The sequence below is a fragment of the Ruegeria sp. CH11 genome (assembly GCF_056537105.1).
Window position 1 is genome coordinate 1 of the sequence record NZ_JBQFQX010000006.1, and the last position, 14,825, is coordinate 14,825.

At 59.0% G+C, this 14,825-nt stretch carries 22 protein-coding genes and 3 tRNA genes; 12 read left to right on the plus strand and 13 right to left on the minus strand.

The window, feature by feature from the left end:
* On the plus strand, positions 1-128 hold a 128-nt coding region (locus tag ACR0LX_RS11045; RefSeq protein ID WP_480783969.1), incomplete at its 5' end, for a biotin/lipoyl-containing protein.
* 77 nt (positions 129-205) lie between these two features.
* A complete protein-coding gene (locus ACR0LX_RS11050; RefSeq protein WP_480783777.1) occupies positions 206-589 on the plus strand; it encodes an MAPEG family protein in 384 nt (127 codons plus the stop codon).
* Between the two features lie 15 nt (positions 590-604).
* Here the strand turns inward: ACR0LX_RS11050 and ACR0LX_RS11055 are convergent, their stop codons facing one another.
* Positions 605-733: a hypothetical protein gene (locus tag ACR0LX_RS11055; RefSeq protein WP_480783778.1), complete on the minus strand. Its 129-nt coding sequence runs from the start codon at positions 731-733 to the stop codon at positions 605-607.
* Positions 734-905: 172 nt separating this feature from the next.
* Here ACR0LX_RS11055 and ACR0LX_RS11060 point away from each other — a divergent pair.
* The 3 genes from ACR0LX_RS11060 to ACR0LX_RS11070 all read left to right on the plus strand — a co-directional run bounded on the left by ACR0LX_RS11060 (position 906) and on the right by ACR0LX_RS11070 (position 2,039).
* A tRNA-Gly gene (locus tag ACR0LX_RS11060) sits at positions 906-980 on the plus strand.
* A 34-nt stretch (positions 981-1,014) separates the two neighbouring features.
* Positions 1,015-1,089, plus strand: a tRNA-Gly gene (locus ACR0LX_RS11065).
* Between the two features lie 83 nt (positions 1,090-1,172).
* On the plus strand, positions 1,173-2,039 hold the full coding sequence (locus ACR0LX_RS11070) for a GNAT family N-acetyltransferase (RefSeq protein ID WP_480783779.1): 867 nt from the start codon (positions 1,173-1,175) through the stop codon (positions 2,037-2,039).
* Here ACR0LX_RS11070 and ACR0LX_RS11075 read toward each other — a convergent pair.
* Complete coding sequence (locus tag ACR0LX_RS11075) at positions 2,036-2,275, minus strand: Lrp/AsnC ligand binding domain-containing protein (protein ID WP_480783780.1); 240 nt, start codon at positions 2,273-2,275, stop codon at positions 2,036-2,038. The genes ACR0LX_RS11070 and ACR0LX_RS11075 overlap by 4 nt on opposite strands.
* Positions 2,276-2,428: 153 nt before the next feature.
* Between ACR0LX_RS11075 and hisB the strand changes: the two genes are divergently transcribed.
* Positions 2,429-3,016, plus strand: a complete 588-nt coding sequence (gene hisB, locus ACR0LX_RS11080; protein ID WP_480572991.1) for an imidazoleglycerol-phosphate dehydratase HisB — start codon at positions 2,429-2,431, stop codon at positions 3,014-3,016.
* Between the two features lie 58 nt (positions 3,017-3,074).
* Positions 3,075-3,713: an imidazole glycerol phosphate synthase subunit HisH gene (gene hisH / locus ACR0LX_RS11085; protein ID WP_480783781.1), complete on the plus strand. Its 639-nt coding sequence runs from the start codon at positions 3,075-3,077 to the stop codon at positions 3,711-3,713.
* 4 nt (positions 3,714-3,717) lie between these two features.
* Here hisH and ACR0LX_RS11090 read toward each other — a convergent pair whose 3' ends face one another.
* Entirely contained in the window at positions 3,718-4,119 is a 402-nt protein-coding gene (locus ACR0LX_RS11090; RefSeq protein WP_480572985.1) for a DUF2147 domain-containing protein, read from the minus strand.
* Positions 4,120-4,253: 134 nt separating this feature from the next.
* On the opposite strand from ACR0LX_RS11090, the gene hisA reads away from it, so the two are divergent.
* On the plus strand, positions 4,254-4,976 hold the full coding sequence (gene hisA / locus ACR0LX_RS11095; protein WP_480783782.1) for a 1-(5-phosphoribosyl)-5-[(5-phosphoribosylamino)methylideneamino]imidazole-4-carboxamide isomerase: 723 nt from the start codon (positions 4,254-4,256) through the stop codon (positions 4,974-4,976).
* A 16-nt stretch (positions 4,977-4,992) separates the two neighbouring features.
* Here hisA and ACR0LX_RS11100 read toward each other — a convergent pair whose 3' ends face one another.
* Together ACR0LX_RS11100 and ACR0LX_RS11105 are read right to left on the minus strand one after the other, a co-directional pair.
* The gene (locus ACR0LX_RS11100) at positions 4,993-5,343 is read right to left on the minus strand and encodes a hypothetical protein (RefSeq protein WP_480783783.1); all 351 of its coding nucleotides are present in this window, start codon (positions 5,341-5,343) and stop codon (positions 4,993-4,995) included.
* Positions 5,344-5,497: 154 nt separating this feature from the next.
* Positions 5,498-5,944, minus strand: a complete 447-nt coding sequence (locus tag ACR0LX_RS11105) for a DUF302 domain-containing protein (RefSeq protein ID WP_480783784.1) — start codon at positions 5,942-5,944, stop codon at positions 5,498-5,500.
* A gap of 118 nt (positions 5,945-6,062) precedes the next feature.
* On the opposite strand from ACR0LX_RS11105, the gene hisF reads away from it, so the two are divergent.
* The 3 genes from hisF (at position 6,063) to ACR0LX_RS11120 (ending at position 7,779) form a co-directional block, all read left to right on the plus strand.
* Positions 6,063-6,824 (plus strand): imidazole glycerol phosphate synthase subunit HisF, encoded by a 762-nt coding sequence (gene hisF / locus ACR0LX_RS11110; RefSeq protein ID WP_480572973.1) that lies wholly within the window; start codon positions 6,063-6,065, stop codon positions 6,822-6,824.
* Positions 6,821-7,138 carry a phosphoribosyl-ATP diphosphatase gene (locus tag ACR0LX_RS11115; protein ID WP_480783785.1) on the plus strand — a complete coding sequence of 106 codons (318 nt, stop codon included), beginning with the start codon at positions 6,821-6,823 and terminating at the stop codon, positions 7,136-7,138. The genes hisF and ACR0LX_RS11115 overlap by 4 nt, the downstream gene beginning before the upstream one ends.
* Positions 7,139-7,212: 74 nt before the next feature.
* On the plus strand, positions 7,213-7,779 hold the full coding sequence (locus ACR0LX_RS11120) for a hypothetical protein (RefSeq protein ID WP_480783786.1): 567 nt from the start codon (positions 7,213-7,215) through the stop codon (positions 7,777-7,779).
* A 4-nt stretch (positions 7,780-7,783) separates the two neighbouring features.
* Here ACR0LX_RS11120 and ACR0LX_RS11125 read toward each other — a convergent pair whose 3' ends face one another.
* The 4 genes from ACR0LX_RS11125 to rlmB form a co-directional block, all read right to left on the minus strand.
* Positions 7,784-8,254 carry a CoA-binding protein gene (locus ACR0LX_RS11125; RefSeq protein WP_480783787.1) on the minus strand — a complete coding sequence of 157 codons (471 nt, stop codon included), beginning with the start codon at positions 8,252-8,254 and terminating at the stop codon, positions 7,784-7,786.
* A 201-nt stretch (positions 8,255-8,455) separates the two neighbouring features.
* On the minus strand, positions 8,456-8,938 hold the full coding sequence (locus ACR0LX_RS11130; RefSeq protein ID WP_480572961.1) for a YHS domain-containing (seleno)protein: 483 nt from the start codon (positions 8,936-8,938) through the stop codon (positions 8,456-8,458).
* Positions 8,939-9,003: 65 nt separating this feature from the next.
* Complete coding sequence (locus ACR0LX_RS11135) at positions 9,004-9,147, minus strand: hypothetical protein (protein ID WP_480783788.1); 144 nt, start codon at positions 9,145-9,147, stop codon at positions 9,004-9,006.
* A gap of 138 nt (positions 9,148-9,285) precedes the next feature.
* The gene (rlmB, locus tag ACR0LX_RS11140; RefSeq protein WP_480783789.1) at positions 9,286-10,059 is read right to left on the minus strand and encodes a 23S rRNA (guanosine(2251)-2'-O)-methyltransferase RlmB; all 774 of its coding nucleotides are present in this window, start codon (positions 10,057-10,059) and stop codon (positions 9,286-9,288) included.
* A gap of 116 nt (positions 10,060-10,175) precedes the next feature.
* On the opposite strand from rlmB, the gene ACR0LX_RS11145 reads away from it, so the two are divergent.
* Positions 10,176-10,259: transfer RNA gene (locus ACR0LX_RS11145), tRNA-Tyr, on the plus strand.
* A gap of 83 nt (positions 10,260-10,342) precedes the next feature.
* On the opposite strand, the gene ACR0LX_RS11150 is transcribed toward ACR0LX_RS11145, so the two are convergent.
* From ACR0LX_RS11150 to ACR0LX_RS11165, 4 genes are all read right to left on the minus strand, one after another.
* A complete protein-coding gene (locus ACR0LX_RS11150) occupies positions 10,343-10,864 on the minus strand; it encodes a DUF2478 domain-containing protein (RefSeq protein WP_480783790.1) in 522 nt (173 codons plus the stop codon).
* A gap of 73 nt (positions 10,865-10,937) precedes the next feature.
* Entirely contained in the window at positions 10,938-11,603 is a 666-nt protein-coding gene (locus tag ACR0LX_RS11155) for an NnrU family protein (protein ID WP_480783791.1), read from the minus strand.
* Positions 11,604-11,708: 105 nt separating this feature from the next.
* Positions 11,709-13,772: an ABC transporter permease gene (locus tag ACR0LX_RS11160; protein WP_480783792.1), complete on the minus strand. Its 2,064-nt coding sequence runs from the start codon at positions 13,770-13,772 to the stop codon at positions 11,709-11,711.
* The gene (locus ACR0LX_RS11165) at positions 13,769-14,818 is read right to left on the minus strand and encodes a quaternary amine ABC transporter ATP-binding protein (protein ID WP_480572944.1); all 1,050 of its coding nucleotides are present in this window, start codon (positions 14,816-14,818) and stop codon (positions 13,769-13,771) included. The genes ACR0LX_RS11160 and ACR0LX_RS11165 overlap by 4 nt, the downstream gene beginning before the upstream one ends.
* Between the last annotated feature and the right edge of the window lie 7 nt (positions 14,819-14,825).

Sequence of the window (14,825 nt, forward strand, 5' to 3'; positions counted from 1 at the left end):
TGCTGACCATCGAAGCGATGAAAATGGAAACCGGCATCCACGCCGAACGCGACGCGGTGGTCAAGGCCGTCCACGTCCAGCCCGGCGGCCAGATCGACGCCAAAGACCTGCTCATCGAGCTGGAATAAACCGGAAACCGATATACAATCTGTAAGGCCGCGCAACTAAGCGCGGCCTTTTTCAATGATGGTCCAGAGGGTTCCGCATGCTTGCAGTTACACCGATCTATGCCGCGCTGATCGCGTTTCTCTATGTCTGGCTCAGCGTCAACGTCATCAAGACCCGCCGCAGTGGCAAAATCTCGGTCGGGGATGGCGCAAACGAGGCGATGATCAAAGCCATGCGGACCCACGCAAACTGCGCGGAATATGCTCCGTTTGGGCTGTTGCTGCTGGCTATGGCAGAGTTGCAGGGCGCTGGCGCGTTGCTTTTGAACCTGTTGGGGCTAGCGCTTTTGGCGGGGCGCGTGGCGCACGCCTATGGCTTTGGACGCACGCCTCAGATCATGATTCTGCGACAGATCGGCATGATGCTGACATTCGCCGCCATTTTGATTGCCGCGCTCGCCAACCTCGTCCTGGCGCTTTAGTTCTGGGACATCAGACTATCCGACCAGAACACGCGTCTCGATTTCAACGGCTGGCATCATGACCGGATCAACATCACTGATTCTGTCGCTATCCAGATCGCATATCGCGGTGGCCAGCAATATCATTGCGGCCAATGCGACCATTTTTAAGTTTTCCACCCTCGCCATAATCATAGCCACGCCTTTGTAGTTTTAAGTTCCAATACCCTTTGAACGGACGACAATCGCGTTTCCGTCGCAAAGAATTTTCAGATTTCTGCGTTTTTCCTCTTGCAGCTTGGTCCCAGAATTTATAGTTCACGCCTCACTCAACGGCGCGGGCGTAGCTCAGGGGTAGAGCATAACCTTGCCAAGGTTAGGGTCGGGCGTTCGAATCGCCTCGCCCGCTCCATTGAGAGGTCTTTGGACCACATATCGTATCTGATGCGGGCGTAGCTCAGGGGTAGAGCATAACCTTGCCAAGGTTAGGGTCGGGCGTTCGAATCGCCTCGCCCGCTCCAGATACCAAACCTTTCCGAACACGCTGGTTCTTTTGGTGGGCCTCGGCCATGCTGGGTGCAACGCAGATTGCAAGGCAACGCTCATGTCGAATTATGTCATTCGCCCTCTCACCGCCGCCGAAGTGCAGCACGCCGTCGATTGGGCCGGGCGCGAGGGGTGGAATCCGGGTGTCCACGACGCGAAGTGCTTTCGCCCGACGGACCCCGACGGGTTTCTGGGCGGCTTTCTGGATGGCGAGATGATCGCCTCAGTCTCGGCGGTGAACTATGACGATGTGATTTCATTCTTGGGGTTCTACATCGTCAAGCCCGAGTTTCGCCATCACGGTCACGGGCTTGAGATCGCAGGCCATGCGCTGACCCATTGCAAGGGCCGCAATATGGGTCTGGATGGGGTGGTCGAGCAGCAGGACAATTATCGCAAATCCGGGTTCAATTTCGCCTACAACAACTATCGTTTTGGCGGAACAAAGCGCGGGATTTTGGCCAAGCTCGGGACCACGCCAATCAGCGATGTATCGGATCTGACCGAAGCGTCAGCCGCATTGAAAGCCTATGATCGCGCGCTGTTTCCTGCCGCGCGCGACCTGTTTCTCGAAAGCTGGCTGAGCGCTTACAGCCACGTTTCAAGGGTATATGCCAAGAATGGCAAGATCGGGGGTTATGCGACGCTGCGCCCGTGCCAGAGCGGGTGCAAGATCGGGCCGTTGTTTGCGGACAGTTCCGAGATTGCGCAGGCTCTGCTGACCTCGGTGCTGCAGGCGATCCCCGACGATCACGCCACACATGAGGTGTTCATCGACATGCCCCAGCCCAACGCCGCCGCCTTTGCCCTGGCGGATGCGCTGGGGCTTGAGAAGGTGTTTGAAACCGCGCGGATGTATTCCGATCATCAGCCGGATATCGATCTTGACCGGATTTTCGGCGTGACGACGACTGAGCTGGGCTAGAATGCCTTGAACGTCATCGTCGTCAATGACCGCTCGATGTTCGGGATCACCAGCAGGTTTTCGTTGATGTAGTGCCCAACGTCCTCGGATTCGGGGATATAGAGTTTAAGCAGCAGGTCGTATTCGCCGCTGGTGGAGTAAAGCTCTGAGTGTATTTCGCGCAAGGCGATCCCTTCGGCCACCTGGTAGGTGGTGCCGGGTTTGCAACGAATCTGTATGAAGACGCAGGTGGACATGGATGGGCCCTATTGATTGAGTTGCCAATAGGCTGGCATGGGCGCAAGCCGGGCGCAATCCCCTGCAACAGTTTCGGTCGAATGGTCAGGCTGCTCTTTCAAAGCCCGGCCAACCCCGTCTATAAGCGCGCCTGTAGCAAAAGGAATTCGCCCATGCGCACCGCTTCGATCAGCCGCAAGACCGCCGAGACGGATATCTCGGTCGAGGTCAATCTGGACGGCACCGGCACATATGACAATCAGACCGGTGTGGGTTTTTTTGACCATATGCTGGACCAGTTGGCGCGCCATTCACTGATCGATATGACGATCCGGGCCAAGGGTGACTATCACATCGACGACCACCACACGGTCGAGGATACCGGAATTGCTCTGGGTCAGGCGTTGACGCAGGCATTGGGCGACAAGAAAGGCATTCGCCGCTATGGCGAGTGTCACCTACCGATGGATGACGCCCAGGTCCGCTGCGCGCTGGATCTGTCGGCGCGACCCTTTCTAATCTGGAACGTGGACCTTCCGACGCCCAAGATCGGTACGTTTGACACCGAACTGGTACGTGAGTTCTTTCAGGCACTCAGCACCCATGGCGGTATCACGCTGCATGTCGACCAATTGCACGGCTTCAACAGCCACCACATTGCCGAGGCGGCCTTCAAAGCGGTCGCGCGCGCCCTGCGCGACGCTGTCGAGACCGACCCGCGCAAAGCAGACGCGATTCCATCGACCAAGGGCGCGCTATAAGCGCACGCCGGAAATAGGGCGCCGGTTTTCGAACACGTAGCGTGCAGAAAGGACTCAGATGCTGACCGCCATCATCGACTATGACAGCGGCAACCTGCACTCTGCCGAAAAGGCATTTCAGCGCATGGCGCAGGAATTGAACGCGGGTGACGTTGTCGTAACCTCTGACGCGGATGTTGTCGCGCGGGCGGATCGATTGGTCCTGCCCGGAGACGGGGCCTTTCCTGCCTGCGCCGCCGAGTTGCGCGGCCACAAAGGCATCTATGACGCTATGGTCGAGGCGGTCGAACAAAAGGGCCGCCCGTTTCTTGGCATCTGCGTCGGCATGCAGCTGATGGCGACCAAGGGGCACGAGTACACCGAAACCGATGGATTGGGATGGGTCTCGGGCGACGTGGTGCGGATCGAGCCGTCGGACAGTTCGTTAAAAGTGCCCCATATGGGCTGGAACGATCTGATTCTGAACAGCGACCACGCGGTTTTTGCCGGGGTCAGTTCCGGAGATCATGTCTATTTCGTTCACTCCTACCAGTTCCGCGTAGCGGATCCGGCGGAACGGCTGGCTCACGTCGAATATGGCCAGGAGGTCACGGCCGTGATCGGCCGCGACACCATGGTTGGAATGCAGTTCCATCCGGAAAAAAGCCAGGATGTGGGCCTGCGCATGATCGGGAATTTCCTGACCTGGACGCCCTGAGCGTCTATTGAACCCGCGTCCAGGTTTGCCCACGGCAGACCAGGCCACCGGCAACGCAGCCCTTGACGGTCAGCTTGTTTTGACCATCCAGCGACATTTTTGACTTGTAAGTCTTGTCTTTTTGCGGGTCCCAGATTTTGCCGTTGTCATAGTCGCCGCCACCTTCAGGAACCATGTCCCAGATGAGCTGTTTTCCAAGGTTCTCATATTCCAGCAACTGATTGCCCTGCGCATCAAACGCGGAATCAATCGTCCCGCAAATGGCGCTACCACATTCCGAAATTGATACATGCAGATAGCCACCAGATTCGCCCGGTCCAACTTTCCACAGGCCGTCAACCGGATCATCGGCAAAGGCGCTCGTGGCCAAAGCGGTGAAAGCCGCCGCAAGCGTTAGTGTCTTCATGATATTCTCCCTGCTTTGGGGTCAGTCTGACCCGCTAATAGCTGTCGGGCAAGATTGACTTAGCGTCGCGTTGCATCCCCTGCCCCGCCTGTGCGATATCCCGCGCGTGTAACAGTGATATAGGGCCGCCCGACATGATCCTCTACCCCGCCATCGACCTCAAAGACGGCCAGGCCGTGCGCCTGCTGCGCGGTGAAATGGACAAGGCGACCGTTTTCAACGACGACCCGGCCGCGCAGGCGCGCGCTTTTGTCGAGGCGGGATGCGAATGGCTGCATCTGGTCGATCTGAACGGCGCCTTCGCGGGACAGCCGGTCAACGCCGCACCTGTCGAGGCGATCCTAAGAGAATGCGACGTGCCCGCCCAGCTAGGGGGCGGCATCCGCGACATGGCCACGATTGAGGCCTGGATCGACAAAGGCCTGGCCCGGGTGATTCTGGGCACGGTTGCCGTCGAAAACCCCGACTTGGTGCGCGAAGCGGCCCGCGCCTTTCCAGGCAAGGTCGCGGTCGGCATCGATGCCCGCGACGGTATGGTTGCCACCAAGGGCTGGGCCGAAGAAACCGATGTACAGGTCACCGAACTGGCCCGCAGCTTTGAAGACGCAGGCGTCGCGGCAATCATCTACACCGACATCAACCGTGACGGTGCGATGCAGGGACCGAATATCGAGGCCACGGCTGCGCTGGCCCGCGCTGTCTCGATCCCGGTGATTGCGTCTGGCGGTGTCTCCTCGGTCGCAGACCTTATCGCCCTGAGGGACTGTGACGCGGGTCTGAATGGTGCGATTTCCGGTCGCGCACTCTATGATGGGGCGATTGATCTTAAGGAGGCCCTAACGGCGCTCAGAGATTAGGTCAGGCCGAACGTCGCTATTCGATCTTCCAACGATTTAGGAGGGGTCGGCCCGCCTCGTAGATTTGCAGTTCCTTTGCTTCGGTGCGCTCAATCTGCCAGCAACCGGAACCGCCGTCCCAATACTCACACCATAGATCGCCCATGACGGCCCAAGTGGCTTTGTATTGCCGGCCGCCGAACGATCCGGCGGCCTCTCCTGTTTTTACGCCCTTCTGATAGGTTTGAACCCAAGGCGTTACACCATCAGTATTGGAGATCCCGGACAAGGTTGATCCAGGGATCGTTGCCAAAAGCTCTTCCTGAGACATGAAGTCTTGCGCAAAGCTCGCCCCCGTCGATCCTGAAATAAGGCCGACTGCCAGCATAACAGTTCTCAATCTCTGTCTCATTTTCACTTATCCAACGGCTGCCGGGAACACTGTGCAACACTTACCAAAAAACAGGTGCGCGCGCAAAATCAGCGCCTTGCACGAGATGGCGGCGTTGCCAGGTCGCAGCATAGCGGCGGGTTTTCTTGGGCTATTGCGCCGCAGCCGCCGTCAACTTGTTCAACGCGCCGCGCATCTTTTCGACAACTGGCGAGTTTTCGACCTCATCCAGCTCATCCATGGTTTCCTTGGGGTCCTCATAGGCCAGCCAAACCTGCCCGTTTGCATCCTCGTAGGCCTGAACTTTAAGGGGCAGGAACAAACCGGCGCGCGGGTCGATCTGCATTGCGGGCGTGCCAAGCTTGGGGTTGCCGAAAATCAGCACCTGATTGGGCGGAATCGGCGTGCCGACCTTTTCGGCCCCCGCCGCGTGGTCGACACGCGCAAAAACGGTCGCGCCCGCATTACCGACGGCGGCTTCCAGCGCGTCCATCGCCTCTTGCACGGATTTGTCCGTGCTCACTTTGATAATATCGTCAGCCATCGCCGCGACCGCTCCTGCCAGTATGAATGTCGTCGTGAGAAAGAGTTTACGCATCTTATTGATCTCCTGATGAATTTAGGAACAGTTTTCACAGGTTTCAGCCGCGTGACAATCACAAGTCTGGCATCGGCAGGGCTTTGCCGGTAGAGGTGCGCCAACAAAGGACGCCGAGATGCTGAAAACCCGTATCATTCCCTGTCTGGATGTCGCCGATGGCCGCGTGGTCAAGGGTGTGAACTTTGTCGGCCTGCGCGACGCGGGCGACCCGGTGGAATCGGCCAAGGCGTATGACGCCGCCGGTGCGGATGAGATTTGCTTTCTGGACATCCACGCCACGCACGAAAATCGGGGCACCATGTTCGAAGTAGTCCGACGCACGGCAGAGCAGTGCTTTGTGCCGCTCACAGTCGGTGGTGGCGTGCGCAGCAAAGACGACGTGCGTGCGTTGCTGCTGGCGGGTGCCGACAAAGTCAGTTTCAATTCGGCGGCCGTTGCCAACCCGAATGTCATCGCCGAAGCGGCGGACCAGTTTGGCAGCCAGTGCATCGTCTGCGCCATCGACGCAAAGACCGTCAGCCCCGGCAAGTGGGAGATTTTCACCCACGGTGGCCGCAAACCCACCGGGATCGATGCGGTGGAGTTCGCCAAAACCGTTGTCGCAAAGGGCGCGGGAGAGATCCTGCTGACCTCGATGGACCGCGACGGCACCAAAGCGGGCTTCAACCTGCCGCTGACGCGCGCCATTTCCGACGCAGTGGACGTGCCGGTGATCGCAAGCGGGGGCGTCGGCAATCTGGATCATCTGGTCGAGGGCGTGACCAAAGGCGGCGCCAGTGCCGTGCTTGCGGCCTCGATCTTTCACTTTGGCGAATACACCATCCGCGAGGCCAAAGAGCATATGGTTGCTGCGGGCATTCCCATGAGGCTGACATGAGCATTCTGCACGATCTGGCTGCCACGATCGAAGCCCGCAAAGGGGCCGACCCAGACAGCAGCTGGACCGCCAAGCTGTTGGCAAAGGGCCCCGAGAAATGCGCCGAGAAATTCGGGGAAGAGGCAATCGAAGCGATTATCGAGGCGATTAAGGGCGATCATGAAAAATTGACCGCCGAAGCGGCGGATGTGCTGTATCACCTTCTGGTCATGCTGGCCGCGCGAGACGTCGCCCTGGATGACGTGCTGTCGGAACTTGCCCGGCGTCAAGGCACCAGTGGCATCGCGGAAAAAGCGGCACGGCCCAAAGGGTAAGCGGACGGGTTCCGTCGCAGCGTCCGAACGATTATGATCCTCCATCACCGCGCAATGGACCGAAGGACGCGCAAATGATCAGACTTCTGGCCCTTGTATGTGCCTTGCTTGCCTTGACGGCCTGTGCGACCCCGCCCCCAACGACCGGGGATGAGGTACAGCGCCTAGCCTCGGAAATCCGTGATCTGGGCCCCGATGTTGATCCCGAAGAGGCAAACCGCGCGGCGCTGATCGCCTATTCCTACACAGCGCAGCTCGTGCAGGAATATGAGATCACCGATCCGCCGCTGATCCACAACGCAAAGGTCAACAAGGGCCTGCGCCCGCGCGGATTGTGCTGGCATTGGGCCGAGGATATCGAGCGCCGTTTGAAACAAGAGGGCTTTGAGACCCTGACCTTGCATCGCGCCATCGCCAACGCGGACAACCCGCTCCGAATCGATCACAGCACGGCGATAATCAGCCGAAAAGGGGATTCGATGTTTGACGGGGTTGTGCTGGACCCGTGGCGGTATGGCGGCGTGCTGTACTGGGCCCCTTTGCCCGAAGATACCCGCTATGACTGGGTGCCGCGCGAGGTTGTTCTGGAACGCCGCAGGCAGGAACAGGTCGCCCGCCTGAAACCGCTTGCCGCCAACTGAACAGCTAGAGTTTTGAAGAAATCACACCGGTTGCGAATCCGCCCATACGCAGCTCGCCAAACAGGCGTTGATACTCGATCTTGGGGCACCGATCCATGATCACATCCACACCGCGCGCCTGCGCTTTGGCCGCTGCCTCGGGATGAGACACACCGATCTGCATCCAGATGGTTTGCAAATCGGGAAACTGCTCCAGCGCCTCGTCGACAATGGGTGGCACAGATTCCGAGCGCCGGAAGATATCCACCATATCAACGGGTTCGGAAATTTCAGCCAGTGATCCCCGCACGGCCTGTCCGAAAAGCTGCGTGCCTGCATGACCCGGGTTGATCGGAATGACCCGGAAACCTTTCAACGACAAGTATCGCGTCACGTAATAGCTGGGCCGAACCGGGTTCATCGACACGCCCACAACCGCAACCGTCTTTGTACGTTGCAAGATTGTCTTCAGGAATTCATCGGAATATTCACTCATAGCGCAAACCTATGCGGTCTGGTCCCAAGAAAAAAGCGCCCAGGCCATGCCTGAGCGCCAGTTGTTGGAACGAGGGACAGTGAAATGACCCGCGGCAGTTCCGATCCGCGGTCACTGTGACATTTAGGCATGAGTTGACGAAAAAAAAGGGGGAGCGCGCATTTTTGTGATGACAAAACACAAACGGCGGAAGTCTGCCGATCAATCATACAGGATCGCAGGCCAATGCTGCTGGGCCATTTGGATGTTTTCGGCCACGTTTCGTTCCCATAGCTTTTCGATCGCCGGCGAGTGCGTCAGGTAAAGCCGACCGTCGACGACTTTCCAAGCCTTTGGATCGGTGGAACTCAGCAGCCCCTGCGCCATCGCCAAGGCACAATAACCGCCAAACTGCGGCGCAAATGCGCGCGGGTTACGCTCGAACTGTTCGCGGTTTTCCTGAGATGCGAAATGCCACACCGCGCCCTTCCACATCACGGCGATGCCGGCCTGACCCTGCAGCGGCTGTCCATTGCTGAAATAGGACACTGCGTCATAGCCCGACAGCGCGGCACCATCAGCCGAGAAATACATCGGCTCTGCCTGAGCCAGCGCAAAGGGTGCGCTTGCGGCACATGCCAAACCCGCCAAAAATACTCGTCTCGACAACATCGGAGTTCCATCCACCTCTGATCCGAATGCCATAAGATGCGTTTTTTCGCGCAGTGTCGAAACCCCCTATGACAGGGATGTGAACAGCTGTGGCAAACCTAGTCGAAGACGTCCTCGATCACGTCCCATGCCTCGTCCAGCACTTTCGAGAACAGCGATTTCTTCCTTTTCTTCGGCTTGGCTGTCTTTTTCTTGGCACCGTTATACTCGACTGCTTTCTCAAGCTTGGCTTTGGGCATCATCTTGAGGTTATGCAGCGGCGCGCCGCAACTGGAACAGCTCAGCTCATGCTGCTGCCTGCCCTTCAGGACCAGTGCAGCGCGGGTGCCGCAATAGCAGCATGTGGCGATTTTCTGCGGGGCGGGAATGGCGGCCTCCTCTTATCTGCTCACAGATGCATATAGGGCAATTGCGGCTGCATTTGAGACATTCAGTGACCCAAATCCGCCCGCCGCGTCAATCTTGACCAGCATATCAACGGTTTCTTTTGTTTTCTGCCGTAGCCCAGGACCTTCGGCCCCCAATACCAGCGCCACAGGGTGATCCCTGCGATCTTTCAGCGCGGTCTCGATGGTTTCTTCGGCCTCTCCGTCCAGTCCGAGCACCAGATACCCCATCCCTTGCAATTCGGTGATCGTGTCCGCAAGATTGCGCACCCGTAGATAGGGCTGACGTTCCAGCGCGCCGCTGGCGGTCTTAGCCAAAGCGCCCGTTTCCGGGGCCGAGTGGTGGCGTGTGCCAATCACGGCGCTGGCGCCCAACACCTCGGCCGAGCGCAGAATAGCGCCCACATTGTGCGGGTCCGTGACCCGGTCGAGCAGCAGCACGCGTGGGTTTTCTTGCCCGATGCAATTTTCGGCCAATCCACCCCAATCCAGCGGTTTGACCTCGAGCGCGGCCCCCTGATGCACCGACCCCGGATCAATCGGAGCCGTGAATTTGCGCGGATCGACCATTTCCGCCTCAATCCCGGCAAATGCTATCGCCTCAGCCAGTTTGTCCTGCGCGTTTCGGGTCACGATCAGACGCAATTTCTGCCGTTTCGGGTTCATCAGAGCGTCGCGTACGGCGTGCAGTCCGAACAGCCAAACGGTTTCTGCGGCAGTCGCTTTTCGCGCCTGTTCCTTCTGGACGACCCACTTGGGTTTCTTCATGACTTGAGCCTCCGGGCCGGGACATACGTTTCCTGCGTCAAAGCGGTATTTTCCTGTTGACGCTTCTTAGGCGCGCTAGTAATCACGCCTCCACGTCAGGTGCAACGCCTGACAGTGGGCGACAGGCCGCAAGGTGTGGCAGGGGACTGTAACTCCCTCGCGGAGACGCACGCCTGGTTCGATTCCAGGGTCGCCCACCATCTCTCCAACACGATAGCAGATCGGAATTTGACCAGCAGATGGTGCGCTGTCCACCTGTATGAGCGGACAGCAGCAGCTTTGGTCACGCGGCTGCGTTCCTTTGCGTGTCGATGCGCTCGAACCAGTCCAAAATCGCGTCGACATTCGGTTCAAGTGCCTCGGCCCCTTCCCCGGTGAATTCCTGAAACTTGTCCGCGTTCAGGCCGTTGACGCCAACCAGAACCGGGATGTCCTGCGCCAGCGCCTCACCGATCACGGGGCGAAATCCGCGACCATCCGATTCGTGCTTGCCGAATTTGTTGATGATCAGCAATTGCGGAGCGTCCGACAGGGATGCGGTCACGTAACCAACCGCCTGTTCCAACGCCGCCGGGTCCAAGCGGCAACCGCGTGCATGGGTTCCCAGAGACTGTGAAATTCGAATGGTCTCGCCATCCGGCAGCACGCGCAGATCCATGTCGCATTTGCTGTTGTCGGCACATTCCGTATTGGTCTGAACGACGCCGGACAGCTTGGCCCCTCTGTCCAGCAAACGTTCGGCCACGGCACTGAGCAACCGGTCGGTTGCGCCGCGGTCTGTGGTGGTGACATAGGCCAGATGCATTTGCAAATCCCCAAAAGCAGTAGAGTCGATATTTCAGTTAGCACGGTTCGGTCTGTTCGGCCACTCGGCACGGTCAAGGGAGCGGCGACAGACCGATCACGGGCGCGTGCAGGTATAGCAGGGCCATAAATGCGACAACTGCGGCAAGCCATATCCAGGGGCGCGGCCAGGGCCGTGGCATACGTACAGAAATACGCGCGGTATTACGGGCTAAACACGCCCATTCATCCCCCATGTTGCGTGATTTTCGCTGGTCGATCATCCACATTCCAAGCCCCGCAAAAGTTGCGGACAGGCCAAACAGGATCACATGGGACAGACTGCCATTCGCCAAAAGGTGGGCAACCGCCCACAACAAAAGCGCCAGCAAAAGGGGGTGACGTGTGGTTCTGAGAACGCCCGGTTGGTCGGGATCGAACGGTTTGCCCCCCAAACCACCAAAAGAGAATGGATTTTGGATCGAAAGCCCCGCGACCGCCAGCCAACAGGCGATCGGCATTATCAACGATGGGACCCAACGCAAGACAGGATGGGGCGGGAAGACCTCGACATAGGGCGCATTGGCGGCAGCCACGACAAGCCATGCAAGCAGTCCCAGCGACATCAGGGAATAGCAGGCGAAGTACGCCTGCCGCCCCACCGCAGAAATCAACTGATTGCGAAGTTTTGGCCGCGCCGGGACGGCGTGGCTGAGCATGAACAGGACCAATGCTGCGCTAAAACTGCCCCAACCCGCCATGTGACCTCCGAACGTGTTTGAGGGCGTTTTAAGCGCCGGGCGTCGTGCCGTCCTTGTTCGAAATCAAGTTTGCGGCAGGGCGATCAGATCGCCCTGTCCCAGCTCTTACAGGCCTAACGCCTGACGGCGTTCTTCGGCAAAACCCTGCACGATGCGATCGGCGACCAATGCCAGAATTGCCATCGCCGCACCGGCCGAAATGCCCAGCCCCACATCCGCCTGGCCCAGCGCCAGATAGATGGACTGGCCTAATCCGGTGGTGCCGATCAGCGCCGCAATCACCAACATGGCGAAGGCATAAAGGATCGTCTGGTTCAGCCCCAGCAGGATCGTCGGCGCGGCATAGGGCCCCCGCACATCCCGCATGATCTGCCAGTCGGTTGCGCCACTGGAAATGGCGGCCTCCATCATCTCATCCGGTGTGTTGACCAACCCGTGCCGCGTATAGCGGATCATCGGTACGATGGCGTAGGCGCAGATCGCCAGGAAGGCCGAGAACTCGCCGATCTGAAACACCATCAGCACCGGGATCAGGAAAACGAACAGCGGGATCGTTTGCAGCATGTCGCAGATCGGGCGCACAACGCTCCAGACCGGTTTCCAGACTGCGCTGGCTAGGCCGACTAGACCTCCAATGACTGCGCAGGTAAAGACCGCTGCACCGCTCAGATAGAGCGACAGCAAAGCCCGTTCCCACAGGCCCGACACCAGGATCGTGGCCAGAAGACCAACCACCAACGCCGCTAAACGCCAACCACCGGCGACCCAGCCCAGCGCGGCAGCCCCGGTCAGAACAAACGGCCACGGCAGGTTCGAGATGCCAGTTTCCAGCATTCCGATCAGGATCAGCGCAATCAACCCGCCCGTCAGGCGACCGCGCCACGCCATCAGCAGCGCGATTGCACCGCCAAAGGCAAACAGACCAAAGCTCATGGCCGGGGTCCACTGAAACCCCCAGGTGAAGGGAAGCACCGCCTGATCCAAACCGATACGCAAAGGTAGAAGCACATAGAACAGCGAGTTGTTCTTGAGCGCATCCAGCCACGGCCCGTTGGCTTGGGTGAATGCGGTCAGCCCGCTATCGACCGCCTGTGCCATCGGGTCCAGCAACGTCAGGTCAGACGGATTCGGCAACCGGGCCCAGAAGATTGCCGTGAACAGCACAGCGAAACCCAGAACCGCCCAGACGATGCGTTGGTCATATCGTTTGCGCTCGGTCGCTAGAGTGCCGCTCATCCGGTCGATGACCACCGCAAAGACCACGATCACAAGACCGGCCAGCAGAGATTCCCCGAACTGAGCCTTGCGCATGGTCAAAAGGACTTCCCAGCCGATATCGTTGAACCCGCCGATCACGGCGGCAATGATGACCATCGACAGGGCCGCCATCAAACATTGGTTCACACCGACCATGATCTGCGTTGTCGCGGCAGGGATTTCGACCTGAAACAGCTGTTGAAACCGGGTGCCGCCGGACATGATCGCGGCCTCTTTGATCTCGGGCTCAACCCGTTCGAGGCCCAGCATCACGTTTCGCGCCATAGGCGGCGCGGCATAGATCGCCGAGGCGATCAGGCCAACAACCGGACCGAAGCCAAACAACAACAACAACGGTGTCAGGTAGGCAAAGGTCGGCACCGTCTGCATCACATCCAGCACCGCCTGAACAAAGGTCTTCACGCGTGGCACTTCGTTGGCCAGAATCCCGATCGCCCCGCCCAGAACCAGTGCAACGGGCACCGAAACCGCAACCAGCGCGAGCGTGTTCATACTCTCGGCCCAATAGCCAGATGCAAGAACAAAGCTGAGCCCCAGAAAGCCCAGCGCCGCCATCGGCAAACCACCCAGATACCAGCCCAGCGCCGTGACGATGCCGATCAAAACCGGCCACGGAGTGTTGCCCAATACGAAATTGGCCCAGTTCATTGGATAGGCCATGACATCGGAAAACAGGCGAGCCGCCGGTTTGATTCCGTTCAGAAACCAATCCAGAAACGCCCCGACCCATTGGGTTGCAGGCAATTCCCATGCTGTGGGCCATTTGCCCAACCATGGCGCGACGCCCTCAAGCGCGAGGCAGACCGCACCGACGATCAGCGTGATCAGCGCCGCCTGCGCACCCGCGGTGAGCCGCGTGTTTTGCGCGGGCATGTCCGTTGCAAGACTCATGTCTCATCCACCTGCAAGGCGGCAGCCAGATCGGATGGATGAACGGTGCCGACAATATTGCCCTCGGCATCGCGTACCGGAACCGGTTCATACAGTTCCATGCAATGCGCAAGTGCGGCGTCCAGCGTCATTGCGGTGGTCAGGCCAGGATCATCCGGCCCGCGCTCGCCATCCTCGCGCATGACCGAGGCGACCTTGGCGTGCTGCCCCTTGGCAACATCTTTCGAGAATTCGCGCACATAATCGTCCACCGGGCGCAGCACGATATCCGTCGGCGTGCCGATCTGCACGATCTTACCGTCGCGCATGATGGCGATCCGGTCGGCAAGCTTCAGCGCCTCCTGAATGTCATGTGTGATGAAGACGATGGACTTCCGCAGCGTCGCCTGAATGCGCAGGAACTCATCCTGCAATTGTCGGCGGATCAGCGGGTCAAGGGCCGAGAACGGCTCGTCCAGAAACCAGATATCGGGGTTCACAGCCAGCGAACGAGCGATGCCCACGCGCTGACGTTGCCCGCCGGACAATTGCCGGGGAAAGCTGTCTTCGCGCCCTTCCAGCCCGACCAGCGAAATCACTTCTTGCGCGCGCGCCAGTCGTTCCTTTTTGCCAGTCCCTTGAACGCGCAACGGATAGGCGACGTTTTCTGCAACGGTCATGTGTGGAAACAGGCCGAAATGCTGGAACACCATGCCCAGTTTCTTGCGGCGCAGTTCCGTCAGCGCTTTCTTGGAGGCCCCAATGACATTTTCGCCATCCACACGGATTTCACCACCCGTTCCGGGCAGCAATTGCGAGATACACCGGATCAGCGTGGATTTACCCGACCCGCTGAGCCCCATGATAACGAACAGCTCACCCTCTCGGACCTCGAAATTTGCGTCCTGCACCGCGGGAATAAACCCCTCGTCGCGCAATTCGGTGGCTGCTTTGTCGGCGTCATTCCCTGACCGAGCCAGCGCGTCGGTCAGGGCTTTTTCAGCGCCGGGCCCAAAGACCTGCCAGAGATTCTGGCAGGCAATGGCTGGCGTATTCGCGTCAGTCACTTAGAGG